Annotated in this window: 9 protein-coding genes; 3 read left to right on the top strand and 6 right to left on the bottom strand. The window is 66.7% G+C overall.

The features are described from left to right. Positions 1-162 precede the first annotated feature (162 nt). The gene (locus EH199_RS16860) at positions 163-1,461 is read left to right on the top strand and encodes a hypothetical protein (protein ID WP_124810430.1); all 1,299 of its coding nucleotides are present in this window, start codon (positions 163-165) and stop codon (positions 1,459-1,461) included. A 3-nt stretch (positions 1,462-1,464) separates the two neighbouring features. On the opposite strand, the gene EH199_RS16855 is transcribed toward EH199_RS16860, so the two are convergent. From EH199_RS16855 to EH199_RS16835, 5 genes are all read right to left on the bottom strand, one after another. Next, positions 1,465-2,832 (bottom strand): DUF1254 domain-containing protein, encoded by a 1,368-nt coding sequence (locus EH199_RS16855; RefSeq protein WP_190287313.1) that lies wholly within the window; start codon positions 2,830-2,832, stop codon positions 1,465-1,467. Positions 2,833-2,907: 75 nt separating this feature from the next. Next, on the bottom strand, positions 2,908-4,482 hold the full coding sequence (locus tag EH199_RS16850; RefSeq protein ID WP_124810428.1) for a long-chain-fatty-acid--CoA ligase: 1,575 nt from the start codon (positions 4,480-4,482) through the stop codon (positions 2,908-2,910). Continuing rightward, the gene (locus tag EH199_RS16845; protein WP_124810427.1) at positions 4,479-5,306 is read right to left on the bottom strand and encodes a hypothetical protein; all 828 of its coding nucleotides are present in this window, start codon (positions 5,304-5,306) and stop codon (positions 4,479-4,481) included. The genes EH199_RS16850 and EH199_RS16845 overlap by 4 nt, the downstream gene beginning before the upstream one ends. Continuing rightward, positions 5,303-6,949, bottom strand: a complete 1,647-nt coding sequence (locus tag EH199_RS16840; RefSeq protein WP_370449695.1) for a PQQ-binding-like beta-propeller repeat protein — start codon at positions 6,947-6,949, stop codon at positions 5,303-5,305. The genes EH199_RS16845 and EH199_RS16840 overlap by 4 nt, the downstream gene beginning before the upstream one ends. 323 nt (positions 6,950-7,272) lie before the next feature. Next, the gene (locus EH199_RS16835; RefSeq protein ID WP_190287311.1) at positions 7,273-9,459 is read right to left on the bottom strand and encodes a TonB-dependent receptor; all 2,187 of its coding nucleotides are present in this window, start codon (positions 9,457-9,459) and stop codon (positions 7,273-7,275) included. 168 nt (positions 9,460-9,627) lie between these two features. On the opposite strand from EH199_RS16835, the gene EH199_RS16830 reads away from it, so the two are divergent. Both EH199_RS16830 and EH199_RS16825 read left to right on the top strand, forming a co-directional pair. After that, positions 9,628-10,230, top strand: a complete 603-nt coding sequence (locus tag EH199_RS16830) for a TetR/AcrR family transcriptional regulator (protein ID WP_124810424.1) — start codon at positions 9,628-9,630, stop codon at positions 10,228-10,230. A gap of 89 nt (positions 10,231-10,319) precedes the next feature. After that, complete coding sequence (locus EH199_RS16825; protein WP_190287310.1) at positions 10,320-11,291, top strand: PHB depolymerase family esterase; 972 nt, start codon at positions 10,320-10,322, stop codon at positions 11,289-11,291. A 2-nt stretch (positions 11,292-11,293) separates the two neighbouring features. Here the strand turns inward: EH199_RS16825 and EH199_RS16820 are convergent, their stop codons facing one another. Continuing rightward, positions 11,294-16,180 (bottom strand): S-layer family protein, encoded by a 4,887-nt coding sequence (locus EH199_RS16820; RefSeq protein ID WP_124810422.1) that lies wholly within the window; start codon positions 16,178-16,180, stop codon positions 11,294-11,296. Between the last annotated feature and the right edge of the window lie 311 nt (positions 16,181-16,491).

Below are 16,491 nucleotides of genomic sequence, written 5' to 3'. Positions count from 1 at the left end.
TGTTCGGCCATCTCAAAATCAACCGCGCCATCGCCACCCGCTACGACCAGCTTGCCAACAGCTTCCTCGGCATGGTCCATCTCGCCACCGCCAGATACTGGCTCAAATTTGTCCACGCCGCCTAGGCTTCCGGCTCGAACGATCAGGCTCTGCACCCGCACCATGACACGCTCCACCCGCAGGTCCGTCATCAAGGCCATGGCGCTCACGCCGGCCCTGCCCTTTGCTGTCCAGGCACGTCCGGCCGGACCGACCCGGGATGCCATCGCAGCGGACCTCGACCGCTACGTCGGCTTCGGCAACAAGGCGTCGGGCGGCCCCGGCGATACCGCCTGCGGCGCGTGGATCGAACAGCAATTGAAACAGGCCGGCGCGCAGACCGAACGGCAGGCGTTCAGCGTACCGTTCTTCTCCCCGCGCCGCACGGAACTGGTGAGCGGCGCGGCGCGGGCGGCGGTGCTGCCACTTGCTATCGTCATGCCGACGGGCGGGTCCGGGCTGACCGGAAAGCTGGTGCGCGTGGAGCCCGGATTGGTGCCGGCATCGGGCCTGTCCGGTGCGCTCGTCATGGTTGAACTGCCCTACGCGCGCTGGTCGAGCGCGCTGGCGCGGCCGGTCGCGGAGACGGTGCGCGCGGTCGCCGCAGCCGGTGCCGCCGCGGTCCTGCTGGTGACCAATGGCCCCACCGGAGAGGCCATCGCGCTCAATGCGGACGGGAACAAGGCCATGGTCGATGTCCCTGCCGCCATCCTTGCGCCCAGGGCGGCTGCTCCGTTCCGCGCGCTGGCGCAGGCAGGGGAGGCCGCCACGCTTTTCCTCGAGGGGGATGCCGGTCGCCGGGAGGCGTTCAATATCGCCGGCCGATGGCGGCGCGGCGGTGCGGGAACGCTGGTCGTGTCCACACCGCGTTCAGGCTGGACGATCTGCGCCGGCGAACGTGGTCCCGGCCTCGTTACGTGGCTGGCGCTGGCGCGCTGGGCTGGCGCGGCTCTCCCCCGGCACGATCTCCTGTTCCTGTGCAACAGCGGGCACGAGTACGAAAACCTCGGATCGGAACATGCGCTCGACGCGCTTGCGCCGTTGCCGGAACGCACGGCGCTGTGGCTGCATCTTGGCGCCAACGTCGCCGCGCGTGACTGGCATGAACCGGGCGCAGGGCGGCTTCTGCCGCTGCCGAGCGCGGATCCGCAGCGATTCCTGGCGGTTGGCGCCGACCTCCTGCCCTTGGCGAAACGGGTGTTCGCGGGGCTGCCCGGCCTTGAAATGGCGTATCCGGCCAGTGCCGGTGCGGCCGGCGAACTTTCGACGATCCTTGCGGCGGGGCACCGGCGCGTGGCCGGTATCTTCGGCGCGCACCGTTACCATCACGTCGAAGGCGACGATGCGCGTTGCGTGTCGCCCGATTTCGTTGCGCCGGTGATCGCGGCCTGCAAGGCGTTGATTCTCGGCGCGACGGCCTGACGATCAGACTTGTTCGAGCGGCGGCACTCGCCATTTGCGCTCGATCAGCTCGTCTTTCGGCAGATAGGCGCGCAGCGCAAGCCGCATGGGGCCAGCGGGGGCCGGCAGCCAGTTCGCGGCTAGGCGACCCTCGGGGCGTTCGCGCTGGATGCAGATCACCGTGCTGCCGTCCGGTTCGCGCACGAGATCGGGCGTGCGATCGCCGATCGAATAGCGCCCTATCGGATTCTCCACCAGGTAGTAGCGGCCGTCCGGCTGCGCGTCGTACATCGTCAGCGACCAGAACGCCTTGGCCGGAACGCCGCCGGGCGGCACTTTCCAGCGATAGGCGTTCTGGCCCGACAGACGTGCGCCGTGCGCATCGAAGTTGGCATGAAAGTACATGGCTTCCTGTTCGCCCAGCGCCGCGATCCCGCCCAGCGCCACAAGCGAACGAAGACGGTCGTTGCTGCCGAAATTCCCGACGCCGCGGGGCTGGTAGCTCCATCCGTTGACGACAAGATCACGGAAAAGGAAGCCTTCGCGCAGGTCCTTGATCCCCATCGGCAGGAAGCGCGTCCAAGCGGCGAGCAGGGCAGGGGAGGGTTGTTTGTCGGTGCCGATGCCAAAGGCGGCGAACTGCCCGGAGCGCGCGAGTTCCCCCTTGCGTCCCGGCGAACGGCGGATCAGCTCGTTGACGACGGCAAGGAAATTGGCGGCATCGGTCGCTTGCGGCTGGGCCGCGACCGTAAAGCCACGCGGCGGTTGGCGACCTGCCGGGGCGGATATGGTGATCTGTTGCTGCACGGCCTCTGCGGCGGGAAGATCGCCAGGCCCGTCGACAAGAATGCGCGCGAGCATCCAGACATCGTTCGTGCTCGACCGGAACACCGGCACCCCGTCGGGAGCGGTCCCCCGCCATTCCGGTCCCGCGATCCAGAAGCGGCCGCCGTTCCCGTTGGTCGCGCGCGTGCCGACATAGGCGAAGTTGTCGGTAAACGCGTTCATGAAGGCGATGGACAGATAGCGATCGCGCACCGTGGGCGCGGCCAGTTCCATCGGACCACCCGACAGGTCGAGCAGGCAGGACGAATAGATCGTGTCGTTGTTGGGCGCGGTCACGTTGCGGGAACGCCAGTCGGACAGCTGCGACCGCCGGACGATGGTGTTGAGCGTGCCGGGCGCGCCGACGCACCGGGCCAGCGCCTGTTCGTTGCGCGCGAACTCGTAGAGCGTGAAGGCATAATAGAACGCGGCGCGAATGCCGGCATCGGGATCGTCGGCCGCAAGCAGGCGTGCCGGCAGCGCCGCGCCGAACGACAAAGCGCCCGCCGTGCCCAGCAAGGCGCGGCGGGTAAGCGGCAGGGAACGTGAAGCACCGTCTGAAGTCATGGCCTGTATCCTTTCCCGATTACCGTGTGCCCGCCGCTTCAAGCGGGGAGTTTTGACGGACGTCATCGCCGTCTTTCATCCTACCTGCCGTTCCCGGCCTTCCCAGAAGGGCGCGCGCAACTCGCGACGCAAAATCTTGCCGGCGGCGTTGCGTGGCACCATGTCGATGAAACGGAATTCGCGCGGACACTTGTATCCGGCGATCCGGTCGCGGCAGAAGGTGGTAACCTCGTCCGTGGTCAGGGCATGTCCGAAGGCGGGCACGATCATCGCCAGCACGGCCTCACCCCAGCGCGGATCGGGCACGCCGATGACGGCCGCGTCCGCGATGGCGGGATGATCGAGCAGCGTGTTCTCGACTTCCACCGGATAGACGTTTTCGCCGCCGGAAACGATCATGTCCTTCACGCGATCACGGATGAAGAGATAGCCTTCGTCGTCCAGATAACCGGCGTCGCCCGTTTTCAGCCATCCCGCGCGGATTGTCTGCTTGGTGGCCTCGGGGTCATCGGCGTAGCCCGACATGACGATGTCCCCGCGCACCACGATCTCTCCTGTTTCCCCAGCAGGGAGCGGTGCGCCGTCCGCGTCGATCACTGCGATTTCGATTCCGTCTGCCGCGCGCCCGCACGACAGCAGCCGCTGCGCGCCCGGCGCATGGTCCTCCGGCGTCAGCAGCGTGACCGGGCCGGTGGTTTCCGTCAGGCCGTAGCACTGCGCGAATGCGCATCCCATCCGCTCGCGCGCTTCGCGCAGGACGGATTCGGCAATGGGTGAGCCGCCATAGACGATCATGCGCAACGCGGTGGGCGCGGCGTCGCGGAACGATGGCGCGGCAAGGCAGGCCTGGATCATCGCGGGGGCGAGCGTGGTATAGGTGACGCCTTCGCGCGCGATCACACGCACCGCCTCGTCCGGCACGAACTGGCTGGCCAGCACCAGCCGCGCACCCGACTGGACCGACCGCAGCACCGGGCCGATCCCGGTGATGTGGAACATCGGAGCGGGGGCATAGATCACGTCGGACGTGTCGAGATCGAGCGGCGGGCGGCTGAACAGGGCGATCGAGGCCATGACGCTCGCGTTGGTGAGCATCACGCCCTTGGGCAGTCCGGTGGTGCCGCTGGTGTACATCTGGAGCACCACGTCTTTGGCGCTTCCCGAGCGCTCGACCGGCGTGTCCGGCTGGCGGTCACGCCAAGCCGCGAAACCCTTCGCCCCTGCCTCGTCGAGCACGATCAGCGGCACCGGCCTTCCCTCCATCGCCTGCGCCACGATGCCCGCGAACTCCCGGTCCACGAAGACGCGCGTCGCGCGGGAATGGCTGAGGATATACCGGATTTCCGGCGCGGCGAGGCGCCAGTTGACGGGCAGGGCCACTTGCCCCGCGCGCGCGATGCCCAGCAGCAGTTCGACTTGCTCCGCGGAATTACGTCCGACGATGGCGATCCGATCGCCCGCGCTGCCGGAGGCGACGAGACCGTTGGCGACCCGGTGGACCCGCCCGTCGAGCGTGGCGAAATCGATCGCCGTATCGCGTTCTCCAAGCGCCGGCGCGTGCGGATGCCGGGCCGCGATCCGGCGCAGCAGATCATCGAGAAGGTGGCTTTCGCTCTCGCGGGAAACAGTATCGGTAGCAGAGGTATTCAAGGCACCACCCGATCGTCATGAATGAAATCGATGTCGGGATTCTCCCCGACGAACATGGAAAGCGTATCGGCGAAAGGGAACGCGCCGCCCCATGGCGGTGGCGTGAACCGGGGTTCGGGATCGAGGAACGCCGCACGCCAGTCGGCATAGCTGTCGAACCACAGTTCCATCACGCGGGGATATTCGGAGCGTTCGCTGACCGCGCGGTAGAGACCAAACCGCCGCAGCCCCGGCCGCGCCGCGATTTCCGGCGCGGCAACCTTGTCGAACCATGCATCCGCGTCCGCGGCCGGCATGGTGGCCGGATAGCGCAGGAACACGATCCAGCGCAGGTAGGGCATGTCCCGGGGCGGGGTGGGTTTCGAGAGGTAAAGCATGTCCGGATTGACCGGGATCGTCGCGGTGGTGCTGCGGAACAGCCGGTTGCCGGCCCATCCGCCGGGCGGTGGGGTGAACGACGCAAGATCGCCGCCATAGAGACCATTCCGGCGGCTCTCGCGAAAATCGTCGATGCTGTCGAAGTAGATCTCGGTCATGCGCCCGAACGCGACATGGAACCGATGCACGGCTTCTTCCGGCGGCAGATAGGCGCGAAACGAGAGGTAATCGCGCTGCCAGGCCTGATAGGCCCGCCGCACCTGGGGTGCGTGAAAGGTCATGTACCAGCGGTCCAGCGCCAGTTGATCGGCCCCTGGCAGTAGCTCGATCAGGATGTAGTGCTTGATCGCGCCGGTCGCCAGGGCGGGTTGCGGCACAGCCAGCGCGGCCAGCACCGCGGCGCCACCGGCCATGGCTTGGCGACGGGAAAGGTGGGCGGCCATCATGGTTCCTTCCTGGTTGAGGGTAGGGCCAGCGCGACCAGCCTGTGCGGCGCCTTGCGGAAGCCCATGCCGCAAACGATGAATTGCCGGCCGCCGGCCATGTAGGTCATTGGCGGCCCCAGCGTGTGATCGGGCAGTGGGATCTCCGCCCGGAGCGCCCCTGTCGCCTTGTCGTAGGCGCACAGCATCTTGCGTGACTGCGCCGGGCTGTGCGGCCCTTCCCCCAGGAACAGTAGCGTCTGCGTCAGCAGCGGACCGGTGCGGCTGGTCGTGCCGATCCAGCCGGGATTGTAGGGCCGGAACATCGGCAGGTCGCGCGCGCCCGGCGCATTGGCGCGGGTCCACGCGATCACGCCCCGATTGAGATCGATCGCGGTGATGCGGCCATAAGGCGGCTTGAGCAGCGGCAGGCCGCCCGGTCCGCGCACGACGCTGGCGCGGCCGGCGATCTCGCTGTCGCCGTCGGCCGCGTCGGTGCGCTTGCCTTCCCCGTCCAGCGCCATGGACACCGGCGCGGTCAGCGACGGGACATAGAGCATCCCGGCTTCCGGATCGGCGGCGGCGCCCCACCAGTTCGCTCCGCCCACCCAGCTCGGTAGCACGATGGTCGGCTGCGTACCCAGCGGCGTGAACAGTGGCCCGGCGGTATACTTCGCCAGAATGGTCCTGGCCTCGTCACGCAGGGCCGGGGTGAAATCGATCAGGTCGTCTTCGCCGATGCCCTGTCGGTCGAACGGTGGCGGCTTGGTGGGGAAGGGCTGCGTCGCGGCAGTGCGTTCGCCCGCGATGGTCGATTGCGGTACCGGCCGTTCCTCGATCGGCCAGACCGGCTTGCCGTCGCGGCGATCGAACACGAAGCAGAAGCCTTGCTTGGTGACTTGCGCGATGGCGGGGATGCGCTTCCCGTCGACCATGATGTCGATGAGATTGCCGGCGCAGGGAATGTCGTAGTCCCAGATGTCGTGGTGGACGAGCTGGTAGTGCCAGCGGCGCAAGCCCGTTTCGACGTCGAGGGCCACCAGCGCGTTGCCGAACAGGTTGTCGCCCGGCCGGTCGCCGCCGAAGAAGTTGTTGGTCGGGCAGGTGCCGGGGACATAGACGAGGCCGAGATCGTCGTCCGCGCTCATCGGTGCCCAGGCATTGGCGTTGCCGGTACGTTGGGCGGAGCCTTCGCGCCATGTTTCGGCGCCCGCTTCACCGGCGCGGGGAATCATCCGGAACGTCCATTTGTGGCGCCCGGAGCGCACGTCGAAACCCTGGATGACGCCCACGGGCATCACCGGACGGCTCGGCACGTCGTTGATGTACTGGCCCACGATCACGGTGTCGCGGCAGATCACCGGCGGCGAGGTCGCGCCGATCAATCGGGCGGGGGTGTCGGGAACCGGCTCTCCCGAGGTACGGAGCAGGTCGACTTCCCCTTTTGCCCCGAACCCCGCAACAGGCGTTCCGCTGGCTGCGTCGAGCGCGATCAGGCGGTTGTCGCCCGTGGCGATGAGGACGCGCGCATCTTTCCCCGCGCGCCAGAAGGCCACGCCACGATGCTGGAAACCCTTGCTGGTGGGATAGCCGTGCCGCCAGGTGCCGGGGTCGTAAACCCACAGCGTTCGTCCCGAAGCGGGATCGATCGCCGCCACCTGACTCATCGCCGTGGAGGTGAACAGGCGGCCATCGACCATGATCGGCGTTGCCTGGAATTCGCCGGGCTGCAATTCGGGGTGCGCCTCCAGGATGGCGGCGTCCGGCGATGTCCATTCCCACGCCACTTCCAGCGTGGCGACGTTCGAGGCGTCGATCTGGTCGAGCGGCGAATACTTCGTCGCCGCGTTGGTCGCGCCATAGACCGGCCATTCGGCGGCGTTGCGCGTTGGATGGCCACGCGCGGCGAGGCCGGGAGCGAGAGCGAGCGCCGCAACGGCGCCCGCCCCCTTCATGGTCGTCCGCCTGTCGAAACCGGCCACGGCGCGGCTCACCAGTTGAACGAAAGCGTCGCGCCATAGGTGCGCGGCGTGTTGTAGTAGGAATTCCCGCCCACCGACACGATCCGGTAGAAATCGTTGGTGAGGTTCTTCACATACCCCATCAGCGTCCAGTGGGGCGTCCTGATGCCGGCCGAAAGATCCACCATCGAGTAGTTCTGGCTGGGTCGGGCCAGCGAGGCATCGTCGAACCCGCCGGCGGCGGTCTGGTAGCTGGCCGTGAACATCGCGTCCATGCCGCCGCCGATCGGATGATCGTACATCGCGTTGAGGTTGATAATGTAGTCGCGGGTGCGGGGCGTGGTTTTGCCCGCAAGGTCGATGAGCGCGCCCGCGTTGATGATCGAGGCCCCGTCGTGCCAGCGACCGCGCTCGCCCGAGACATTCAGGCTGGTCAAGAGCTGTCCGCCCGCCAGCGGAATGGTGCCGCTCAGTTCGAACTCGCCGCCGAAGATGTCGTCGGTGCCGACGTTCTCCAGCGTGAAGGCGGGGTTGGTAGCGGACAGCGTGGTGGTCTGCTGCACGTTGCGGGTCACGCTGTAGTACAGCGCCAGCTGGCTCCGGAAGACCGCGCTGCCGATCCGGAAGCGGCCTTTCACGCCGATTTCGCCCGATGTGATGTCTTCGGGATTGTAGGGAACGCGGTCGAAGAAGCCCTGCGCTGGGCTCTGGTTGAAACCGCCCGGCCGGTAGCCTGTCGCGACCCGGCCATAGAACGTGAGATCGGGATTGACCGTGTAGGTCAGGGACGCGGTGGGCAGGAACCGGTGCCATGTCCGCCGGAAGGTGGTGAGCGGAATGGTTTCGTTGGTCGTCGGATCGAGATCGATCTGGCGGAACCGGAAGTTCTTCCGGTCGATCTGGAAACGCGCTTCGACCGAGAGTTTCAACTGGCTCGTCAGATCGAAGCCCAATTGCCCATAGGCCGAATACGAATCCAGCGTTTCCTGGGATTCCTGCCGGCGAAGCTGGCGCTTGAGCGAGATCGCGGTGGCGTTGCTGCCGGTGACCGTGCCGGTGCGCAGCGAATAGACGTTCGACGTGTAGGTCAGGAAATCCACGCCGCCGAGCCAGGTGAAGCCCGTCTTTCCGGTCGATCCCCAGCGCGCTTCGGTGCCGTAGCGCTTGAAGTCCTCTCCCTGCGCGTCGTACAACTGCGCCGTGGGCAGCCGGATGCCGAGGTAGTGGTCGAAATCCGCGCCCGATCGGGCGCCATCGCGTCCCTTGTAATTCGCCAGCAGCGTCAGTTCGCTCGTCCCGAAATCATGCGTGAATTCGCCGATCATCTGCGTCTGGTTGATCGTCACGCGGTCCACCGCGTCGAGCCCGGTGCGCACGAAGGGATCGGGATCGAGCACCTGGTTCTGCCCCAGCGCCGTGAACCCCGGCGCTTCTGAGCGGGAATGTTCGACCATCAACGTGGCGGTGCTGTCAGTCTTGATGCCCACGCCGATCGCGCCGCGAATGCCCCAGTCGCGTGACGTGTCTATGGTCTTGCCGCTCACCTGGTCCTTGTAGAACCCGCCGGTCTGGTTGACGTAGTAACCGCCCACGCGAACCGCGGCGGTCCCGCCGATCGGCACGTTCACGGTCAACGACGTGTCCAGTTCGTTGACCGAATCGTACCCGACCTTGCCGCGCACCTCGGTATCGAGCACGGGCTTGCGGCTGATGACATTGACCGCCCCGCCCACCGCGTTGCGTCCGTAAAGCGCGCCCTGCGGTCCCCGGTAAACCTCGACCCGTTCGACGTCGTGAAAATCGATGCGGCTATAGCTGCGACCACCGAAACCGCCGCCGGCCACGAAGATGCCGTCGCGATAGATGCCGGTGCTCGATTCCGAGAAGCCCAGCCGTCCGCCGCCCTGGCCGCGCAAGGCAATGTCGTTGAGATATTCGGGGCCGGAACCGATCAGGATCGCGCCCGGGGTCTGTCGCGTATAGTCGGCAACGTCCTTGATCGCGAGGCGGCTGAGATCGCTGTCCGACAGGACGCCGACGGAGACCGGCACGGATTCGATCGTTTCGGCCCGCTTGCGGGCAACCACGAAGATTTCGCCGGAACCGTCCTGCGGCGCATCCTCGGCATGAGCCGGTGCGCCGATCAGCGCGGTCGCCAGAATGGCCAGCGCGCTTCCCGCCCTCAACGCACGCGCCTGCCGCTCCATACCTTTCATCTCCATCCCCTTCTCTCGAAACGGGTGGCGATTCATCCTGACGCCACCTCTGTAACTCATGAGTAACATCTAGTTCCGGGTGAGTAAATAGGCTTGCGCTTTGCGCCGCCGGGACGGAAGGGGAGATGCCCGGTTGCAATCCGGCCGGCGGCGGGAGAACGTGGCGCGATGACGCAGAGCTATTCGGAAATGCTGGACGCGCATCGTGCCCGCAGGCGGGAGACGCTGCTGCTCGCGGCGGCGACGGTGCTGAACGAACGGGGCCTGCGCCAGACGACCATGGATCAGGTGGCGCAGGGCGCGGGTGTCTCGAAGGTCGTGCTCTATCGCTACTTCGAATCGAAGGACCGGCTGGTGCATGAAGTGCTGTCCGATGTCGTGGATGCGCTGTTGCGCGCCGACGACGTGGACGTCGACTGGTGGACCAAGCGATTGCACCGGACGCTGGCGGTCGCCCGCTCACATGCCGCCGCGATGTGCCTGCTGGTGCGGCACGCCTCGCACGATCCGGAATTCGGGATTCATTTCGACCGGCTCACGCAGGCGCTGGTGGGACGTGTGGAAGAGCGTCAGGCCGCGATCCTGGGGCCGGAAAGCAGCGACACGCCGGGCGATGTGCGCATCCTGGCCGAATCCGTCACCGCCTTCCTGCTCGACGCCTATGTGCGCTGGATGGAGAACGGCGATCCGGCCCGGGATGAGCAGTTCCTCGCCTGGATCACGTCTTCGGTCCGGGCCACGGTCTATTACTGGCGAGGCCTCGCGCCCTGATTGCCGGCCCCACGGCGCTCCGCCTTGAACTCTGCGGGATAGGTGTGTAACTCGTGAGTTACATGCTTGGTGGAGAGAGGAGAACGCGAATGGCGGGCTATCGGATGATCGCGGGCGGAATGCTGGTTATGGCGCTGTTTTCCGGCGCCGCCGCTGCGCAACGCCCCGGCTTTGGCGAACGTCTGCGCGAATTGCGCGCGGCGCGACAGCAAGCCTCTGCGGATGTCGATGGCGCCACGCGCCAGACGCTGATGTTCGCGGGGCGGGAACGGAGCTATGCGCTGCTCGATGCGCACAAGGGCGGCACGCCCGCTCCGCTCGTGATCGTACTGCACGGCGGCGGCGGCAATGGCGGTACGATGCTGCCACGTTGGGCCGACAAGGCGCGGTCCGAGGGGCTGGTCGTCGCGGCGCCCGATGGTGTGGGCCGTATGCAGGGCATGGGAACCTGGAATGCCGGTGGCTGCTGTGGCGAGGCCATGACCAGCGGGCTGGATGACGTGGCCTTCGTCAATGCCGTGGTCGATGACATCACGCGCAAGGGCGGTATCGACACGCGGCGGATCTACGTGGCCGGTTTTTCCAACGGCGGGATGCTGACCCACCGCTTCGCGATCACGCACGGAGACCGGATTGCCGCCGCCGCCGTTGTTTCCGGGGCGATGTTTGGCGATGAAAAGCCGGCCGCCGCCCCGGTTCCGATGCTGATCATGCACGGCAGGAAGGACAATGTTGTTGGCTATGACGGGGGCATGAGCCCGACCAGTTTCGTCGCGCGTGCCCAATCCGCGCCGTTCCTGCCGGTGGAGCGCGCCGTTGCGTTCTGGCGGGACGCGGATGGCTGCCGCGCCGCGCCGGCCGTCACCACGGGCGGGGATGTGACCAGCGCGCGATCCTCAGGATGCTCGGGTGGATCGGAAGTCCTGTTCTACAGCCTGGCAAGCGCCGGTCATGGCTGGCCGGGCGATACCCGCAGCCGGGGGATGCTTGGGAACGATCCTTATACGCAGATCAATGCCACCGAGGTGATCTGGGATTTCTTCAAGGCCCACCGGCGCTAGGGTCAGAACGCAAAGCTGACGCCCGCCGACATCCGGTGATTGCGATAGCTCTTGCCCCGGTCCACGCCATCGTAGCTGGCCTGGACCGAAAGGTTGCGCGCCAGATTTGCGCTGACGGCGGCGCCATAGGCCATGCCGCTCTTTGCCAGACCGGTGCTCTGCACCGTCCATGCCGCACCGTTGAGGACCGTCGTGCGCGAGGCCGTTGGCGCATCGCCAAGCTGGGTCAGCAAGGTTCCATAGGCGGATAGCCTGGCGGACGCGAACGTCTGCACCAACTGGCCGCCGACGCGGCTGTCCAGCGTGTTCCAGCCGCTGTGGGGCAGGGTCAGGGCGAAAGCGCTGTTCGATGCGGTTTCGCTGACCTGCCCGGAGGACGCATTGCCAAGCTGCACCCCGGCCAGCGCATAGGCCGCAAATCCGCCGGCCTGCACCGCCCGCAGCCGTGCATCGACCGCCAGTTGCGCCACGGAGACACGCGCGTTTCCGCTGGCCCGCACGGTATCGCGGGCGGTGGCGATGGTCCGGCTGGCGTTCATCGTGCCGGAAGCAAACCCGCCAATCGCGGAGAGATCGACGAAAGCCGCTGGCGCATAGCGGCCGTAGAGGTAACCGACCGCTCCCGCGCCGCTGGCTTCCGCCCCGAGTCCGGTGTTGATCCGGGTATGGGTGTAGCCGCCCGCCACGCCAAAGCGCAGGCGCGGCGTGTCGACCAGAGTGGCCCCGGCGATGAAGCCGCGCGTCGTTGCCGAATTGCCGTTGCCCCGCGCGCTGTCGCCCGGCGCCTCGTGGCTGTTGATGTAGCGCGTCCACAGCTGGACGCCCTGCTCGCCGCGCGCTCCGACGTAGCCCCCCTGATTCAGTTGATCGCGCACCGTGCCCAGGGCGGTATTCGCCGCGCTGGCATAGCCCTGCAGCGCATCGGCATAGATCTGGCCGCTGATCTGCGAGAAGGCCCGTTCATAACCGGCCGCATCAAGCCCATAGAGACTGTTGAACAGGCCGCCGTTCGCGGCATTGCCGCGGAGGCTGTCCAGCGCGGTGGCCGTGGCCCGCGTATTGCTGTTCCATCCGCTGGTCGCGCCCAGCGAGCCGAAGCTCACCGGTGTTACGACCAATTGCGCGGTGGTATCGGTGTAGAGCGCATCGAAGCGGGTGTTGGCCGCCAGGCCGCTGGCAGGCTGCACGATGGATTCGAATGTACCCCGCACCGCCGTTGCCGATACAACGGTGTAGCGGCTGCCCAGCGCCGGCGTGTAGCTGTTGGTGGCAGCACCGGTGATGCCGCGCAGTGTGGGGACAATCGTGCCGCCCAGCGTCACGGTGCCATTGACCACTAGCCGGTCGTAACTGCCCGCGCCACCGCCGGCGGACCAGGTCGCCCCGTCGATGTCGACGGCCATGGTGGATCCCGACGCCAGCGAGACGGATCCGTTCACCATCAAGGTGCCCGGGGAATTGCCCGGCGCCAGCGTGGCGCCGCTGGAGACTGCGAGAATGCCGTCGCTGGCCATGGTGATCGTGCCCGAACCGCTCAGCACGGCGCCATTGGCCACGGTCAGCCCGCCCGTCGCCAAAGTGCCATTGACCGCAAGCCGCCCGGCGGAAACGGTGGTGGCGCCACCAATCGCGCTGCTTCCGGTGAGGGTGAGCGCACCGCTGCCCGATTTGGCAAGGGTGCCGGTTCCGGTGATCGATCCGGCATAAGTGCCATCGGTCGCCTGGATAAATTCAAGCGCGCTGTCGTTCAGGATCGCCCCTTGCAGCGAAGTGCTTGTGCCCTTCAGCGTCCCGCCGGCGATCGTGGTGCCGCCGCTGTAGCTGTTGGCGCCGGTGAGCGTCAGCGTGCCGCCGCTCAGGCCGAACTGTCCCGCTCCGGAGAGGATGCCCGAAAAGGTGCCGGTTCCGGCCGAGACGGTCAGCGCCTTGCTTCCCAGCACGACCGAGCCCGACCCATCGAGATCGACTACGCTGGTCCCCTGATCCGCGATGCCCGAAATATCGAACGTGCCGTCGACCGTCAGAGAGGAAGAAACCACCGCCCCGGAACCCGTCAGCGCCAGCGTGCCGCCATCGACGACGGTGCCGCCGGTGTAGCTGTTGGTGCCCGAGAGCGTGGTCGTGCCGCTGGACTGGCTGACGCAGCCGGTGCCGGTCAGCGTGGCGCTGACCGTGCCGCCCTGCAGGGCGAAGGTGCCCGAGGAGGACAGCACGCCGTTCTGGATCGTCCCGCCGGCAAGGGTGATGCCGCCGTCCTCGGTCTGGCTGGTGCCACCGAGGTCGAGCGTGCCATTGGCGTTGACGGTGGTGGAGCCGCTCGTGTCACCCAGCGTGCCATCGCCCGTCAGCGCCAGCGTGCCGTCGCTGACGACGGTACCGCCGGTGTAGCTGTTGGTGCCCGAGAGCGTGGTCGTGCCGCTGGACTGGTCGACGCCGCCGGTGCCGGCCAGCTGCGCGCGGATCGTGCCGCCCTGCAGGGCGAAGGTGCCCGAGGAGGACAGCACGCCGTTCTGGATAGTCCCGCCAGCAAGGGTGACGCCGCCGTTCTGGGTCTGGCTGGTGCCACCGAGGTCAAGCGTGCCGTCGGCGTTGACGGTGGTGGAGCCGCTCGTGTCACCCAGCGTGCCATCGCCCGTCAGCGCCAGCGTGCCGCCGCTGACGACGGTACCGCCGGTGTAGCTGTTGGCACTGGACAGAGTGGTTGTGCCGCTGGACTGGTTGACTCCGCCGGTGCCGGCCAACGCGGCATTGACCGTGCCGCCGTGCAGCGTGAAGCTGCCGGAGGAGGTGAGGGTGCCGTTCTCAATCGTGCCGCCGGCCAGCGTGACGCTGCCGTCCTGGGTCTGGCTGGTAGCGCCAAGGTCAAGCGTGCCGTCGGCGTTGATGGTGCTGCTGCCGCTCGTATCGCCGAGCGTGCCGTTGCCCACCAGGGCCAGCGTGCCACCGCTGACGACGGTGCCGCCGGTGTAGCTGTTCGCGCCGGAAAGCGTGGTGGTGCCGCCGGACTGATGAACGCCACCGGTGCCGGCCAGCGCGGCGCTCACCGCGCCCCCTTGGAGCGCAAAAGTGCCCGACGAGGAAAGGACGCCGTTCTGGATCTCCCCGCCGGCGAGCGTGACGCCGCCGTTCTGGACCTGGCTGGTGCCGCCGAGGTCAAGCGAGCCACCGCCGATGACGGTGGTGGTGCCGCTCGTGTCACCCAGCGTGCCGTCGCCCGCCAGCGCGAGCGTGGCGTCGCTCACGACTGTGCCCCCGGTGTAGCTGTTGGTGCCCGACAGCGTTTGCGTTCCCGCTCCCAGCACCAGCCCCCCGGCTCCGGCGATCGTGCCAGCGAACGTATCGTTGGCGTGGGTGATTGTCAGCGTATTGTCGCCCAGCGTGACGACGCCACTGCCTGCCAGAGAGGCAACCGATGCCACGCCGCCTGCTCCGGCAATGTCGAAAATACCGTTGTTCACGAGGCGCGCGGAATTCGTGATCGACGCCCCGCCGGAAAGGGCGAGTGCGGCATCGCTGTCGATGGTCGTATCGCCGGTCCAGTTGTTGCCGGCATTGGTCAGCGCGAAAGGCCCGCCCGAGAACGTCACCTGCTGATCGATGGCAACAGCATCGCCGTTGATGTTGTTGCCCGTTCCCGTGGTGATCGCGCCTGAAAGAGTCACCACGTGCCCGGACGTGTTCCGGAAGACGGTCCCGTTGGCGCTGGCGGGCGAGGCCACCTCGAGCGAAACGTTGTTGGCATAGGTGCCGTCTGCGGCAAAGGCGATGGTCGGGTTCACGGCATGGATCGTGCCCGTCCCTGCGGCACCGGTATCACCCAGTTCCAGTGTGCCGCCATTGACATAGAGATCGCCCGAGAAGCCACTGTTGTTGGCCATCAGCTGCAGCGTGCCGGCGCCCCGCTTCACCAGCGATCCCGAACCGCTCAGCGTTCCGGTCAGGGCGATGGCGTTGCCGTCGGTATCGATCGCGCCGCCCAGTGATTGCACGGTGAAATTGTTGCCGATCGTTCCGCCAGCGACGATCTTGAGCGTTCCGCCCGCGAACACGGGGTTGACGGCATTGGCGGCCAGATCGGTGGAACTGTAATAGCTGACCGCCGTGTCGATGTCGGGAATGGCGGGGGGCGCGGGCGGGTTGGTGATCACGACCGTGCCCGTGGTCGTCCCCAGCTTCGAAGCGACGAATAGGATGGGGTCAAGCGCGTTATCGATCGCGTTGAAATCACCGAACCCCAGTTGATACGTGCCGCTGTTGTCGATCGTGAAGGTCTGGGCAATGAATGACGTGCTGCCATAGCTTTGCAGGATGACGGTCTGCGCGGGGTAGCCGGTGGACCCCGCCGTGATCCCCGCAGCGCCGTTGCGGGCCAGCAGGTCGACCGTGTTGAGGCCGTTGCCCGCGATCGAAAAGAAGACGCCATCCGTATAGGGAAGGTAGTCTTGCGCGGCATAGGCCCAATAGAACGTGTAGGAGCCCTGCGACAGGGTCAGCTGCTTGGAGATGTAGCCGAAGTTCGTTGTCGTAAGGTTGGCGCCCACGCCATTAATCGTGACATTACCGGTACCGGTGGCCGACAGCATCGTACCCGCACTGAGCCCCAGCGCGGCGTCGATGGAGTCGATCGTCGTGAGGCTGAGTTGAGGCTGGATCACGGCCATGGACTCACCCGGAGCCGGCGTCAGCGTGAAAGGGGAGACGCCCAGATTCAGCGTTACCGTGGTGGCGGTGACAGACGCGCCGCCGGCCGTCGTCCACCCGTTCAAGGTGCCATCGGCGAAGAGGTCGAGGCTGCCCGCGGTCTGCGCGATCGCGGCATGAGGCGGAATAATGGCGCTGGAAAAGAGCAGCGCCAGTCCAAAGGATTCAGCCTTTCTCGAAAACGTCATTCGCCGCCCTTTCCTGATCGACGCGCCAGTTTAAGTGGCGTTTTGAAAGCAACGGCTATCTACGATGGTAAAATATCCATCAAAATTACGGACGTATAAAGGAAAACACTTAGGGATTTCCGCGAGGGATAAGTGTTGGTCGTATTCCATTGTCCAGCACCCGTGCCGAACTGGGAAATCGGGACTTTCCCATTCCGCCGTCGGAAGCCGCCGCCGCATTGCACGCGCGTCCGGCCGTGCGCTTGACGAGGTGCTCCAAGGCCCCGCGATCAGCGCTGGCGGCGACCGGAGCGTGCGGATAGGGTGCGCTT

This window comes from Novosphingobium sp. LASN5T (assembly GCF_003856955.1).
In the GTDB taxonomy this organism is placed as follows: domain Bacteria; phylum Pseudomonadota; class Alphaproteobacteria; order Sphingomonadales; family Sphingomonadaceae; genus Novosphingobium.
This window is presented reverse-complemented; position numbering and strand designations above follow the sequence as displayed.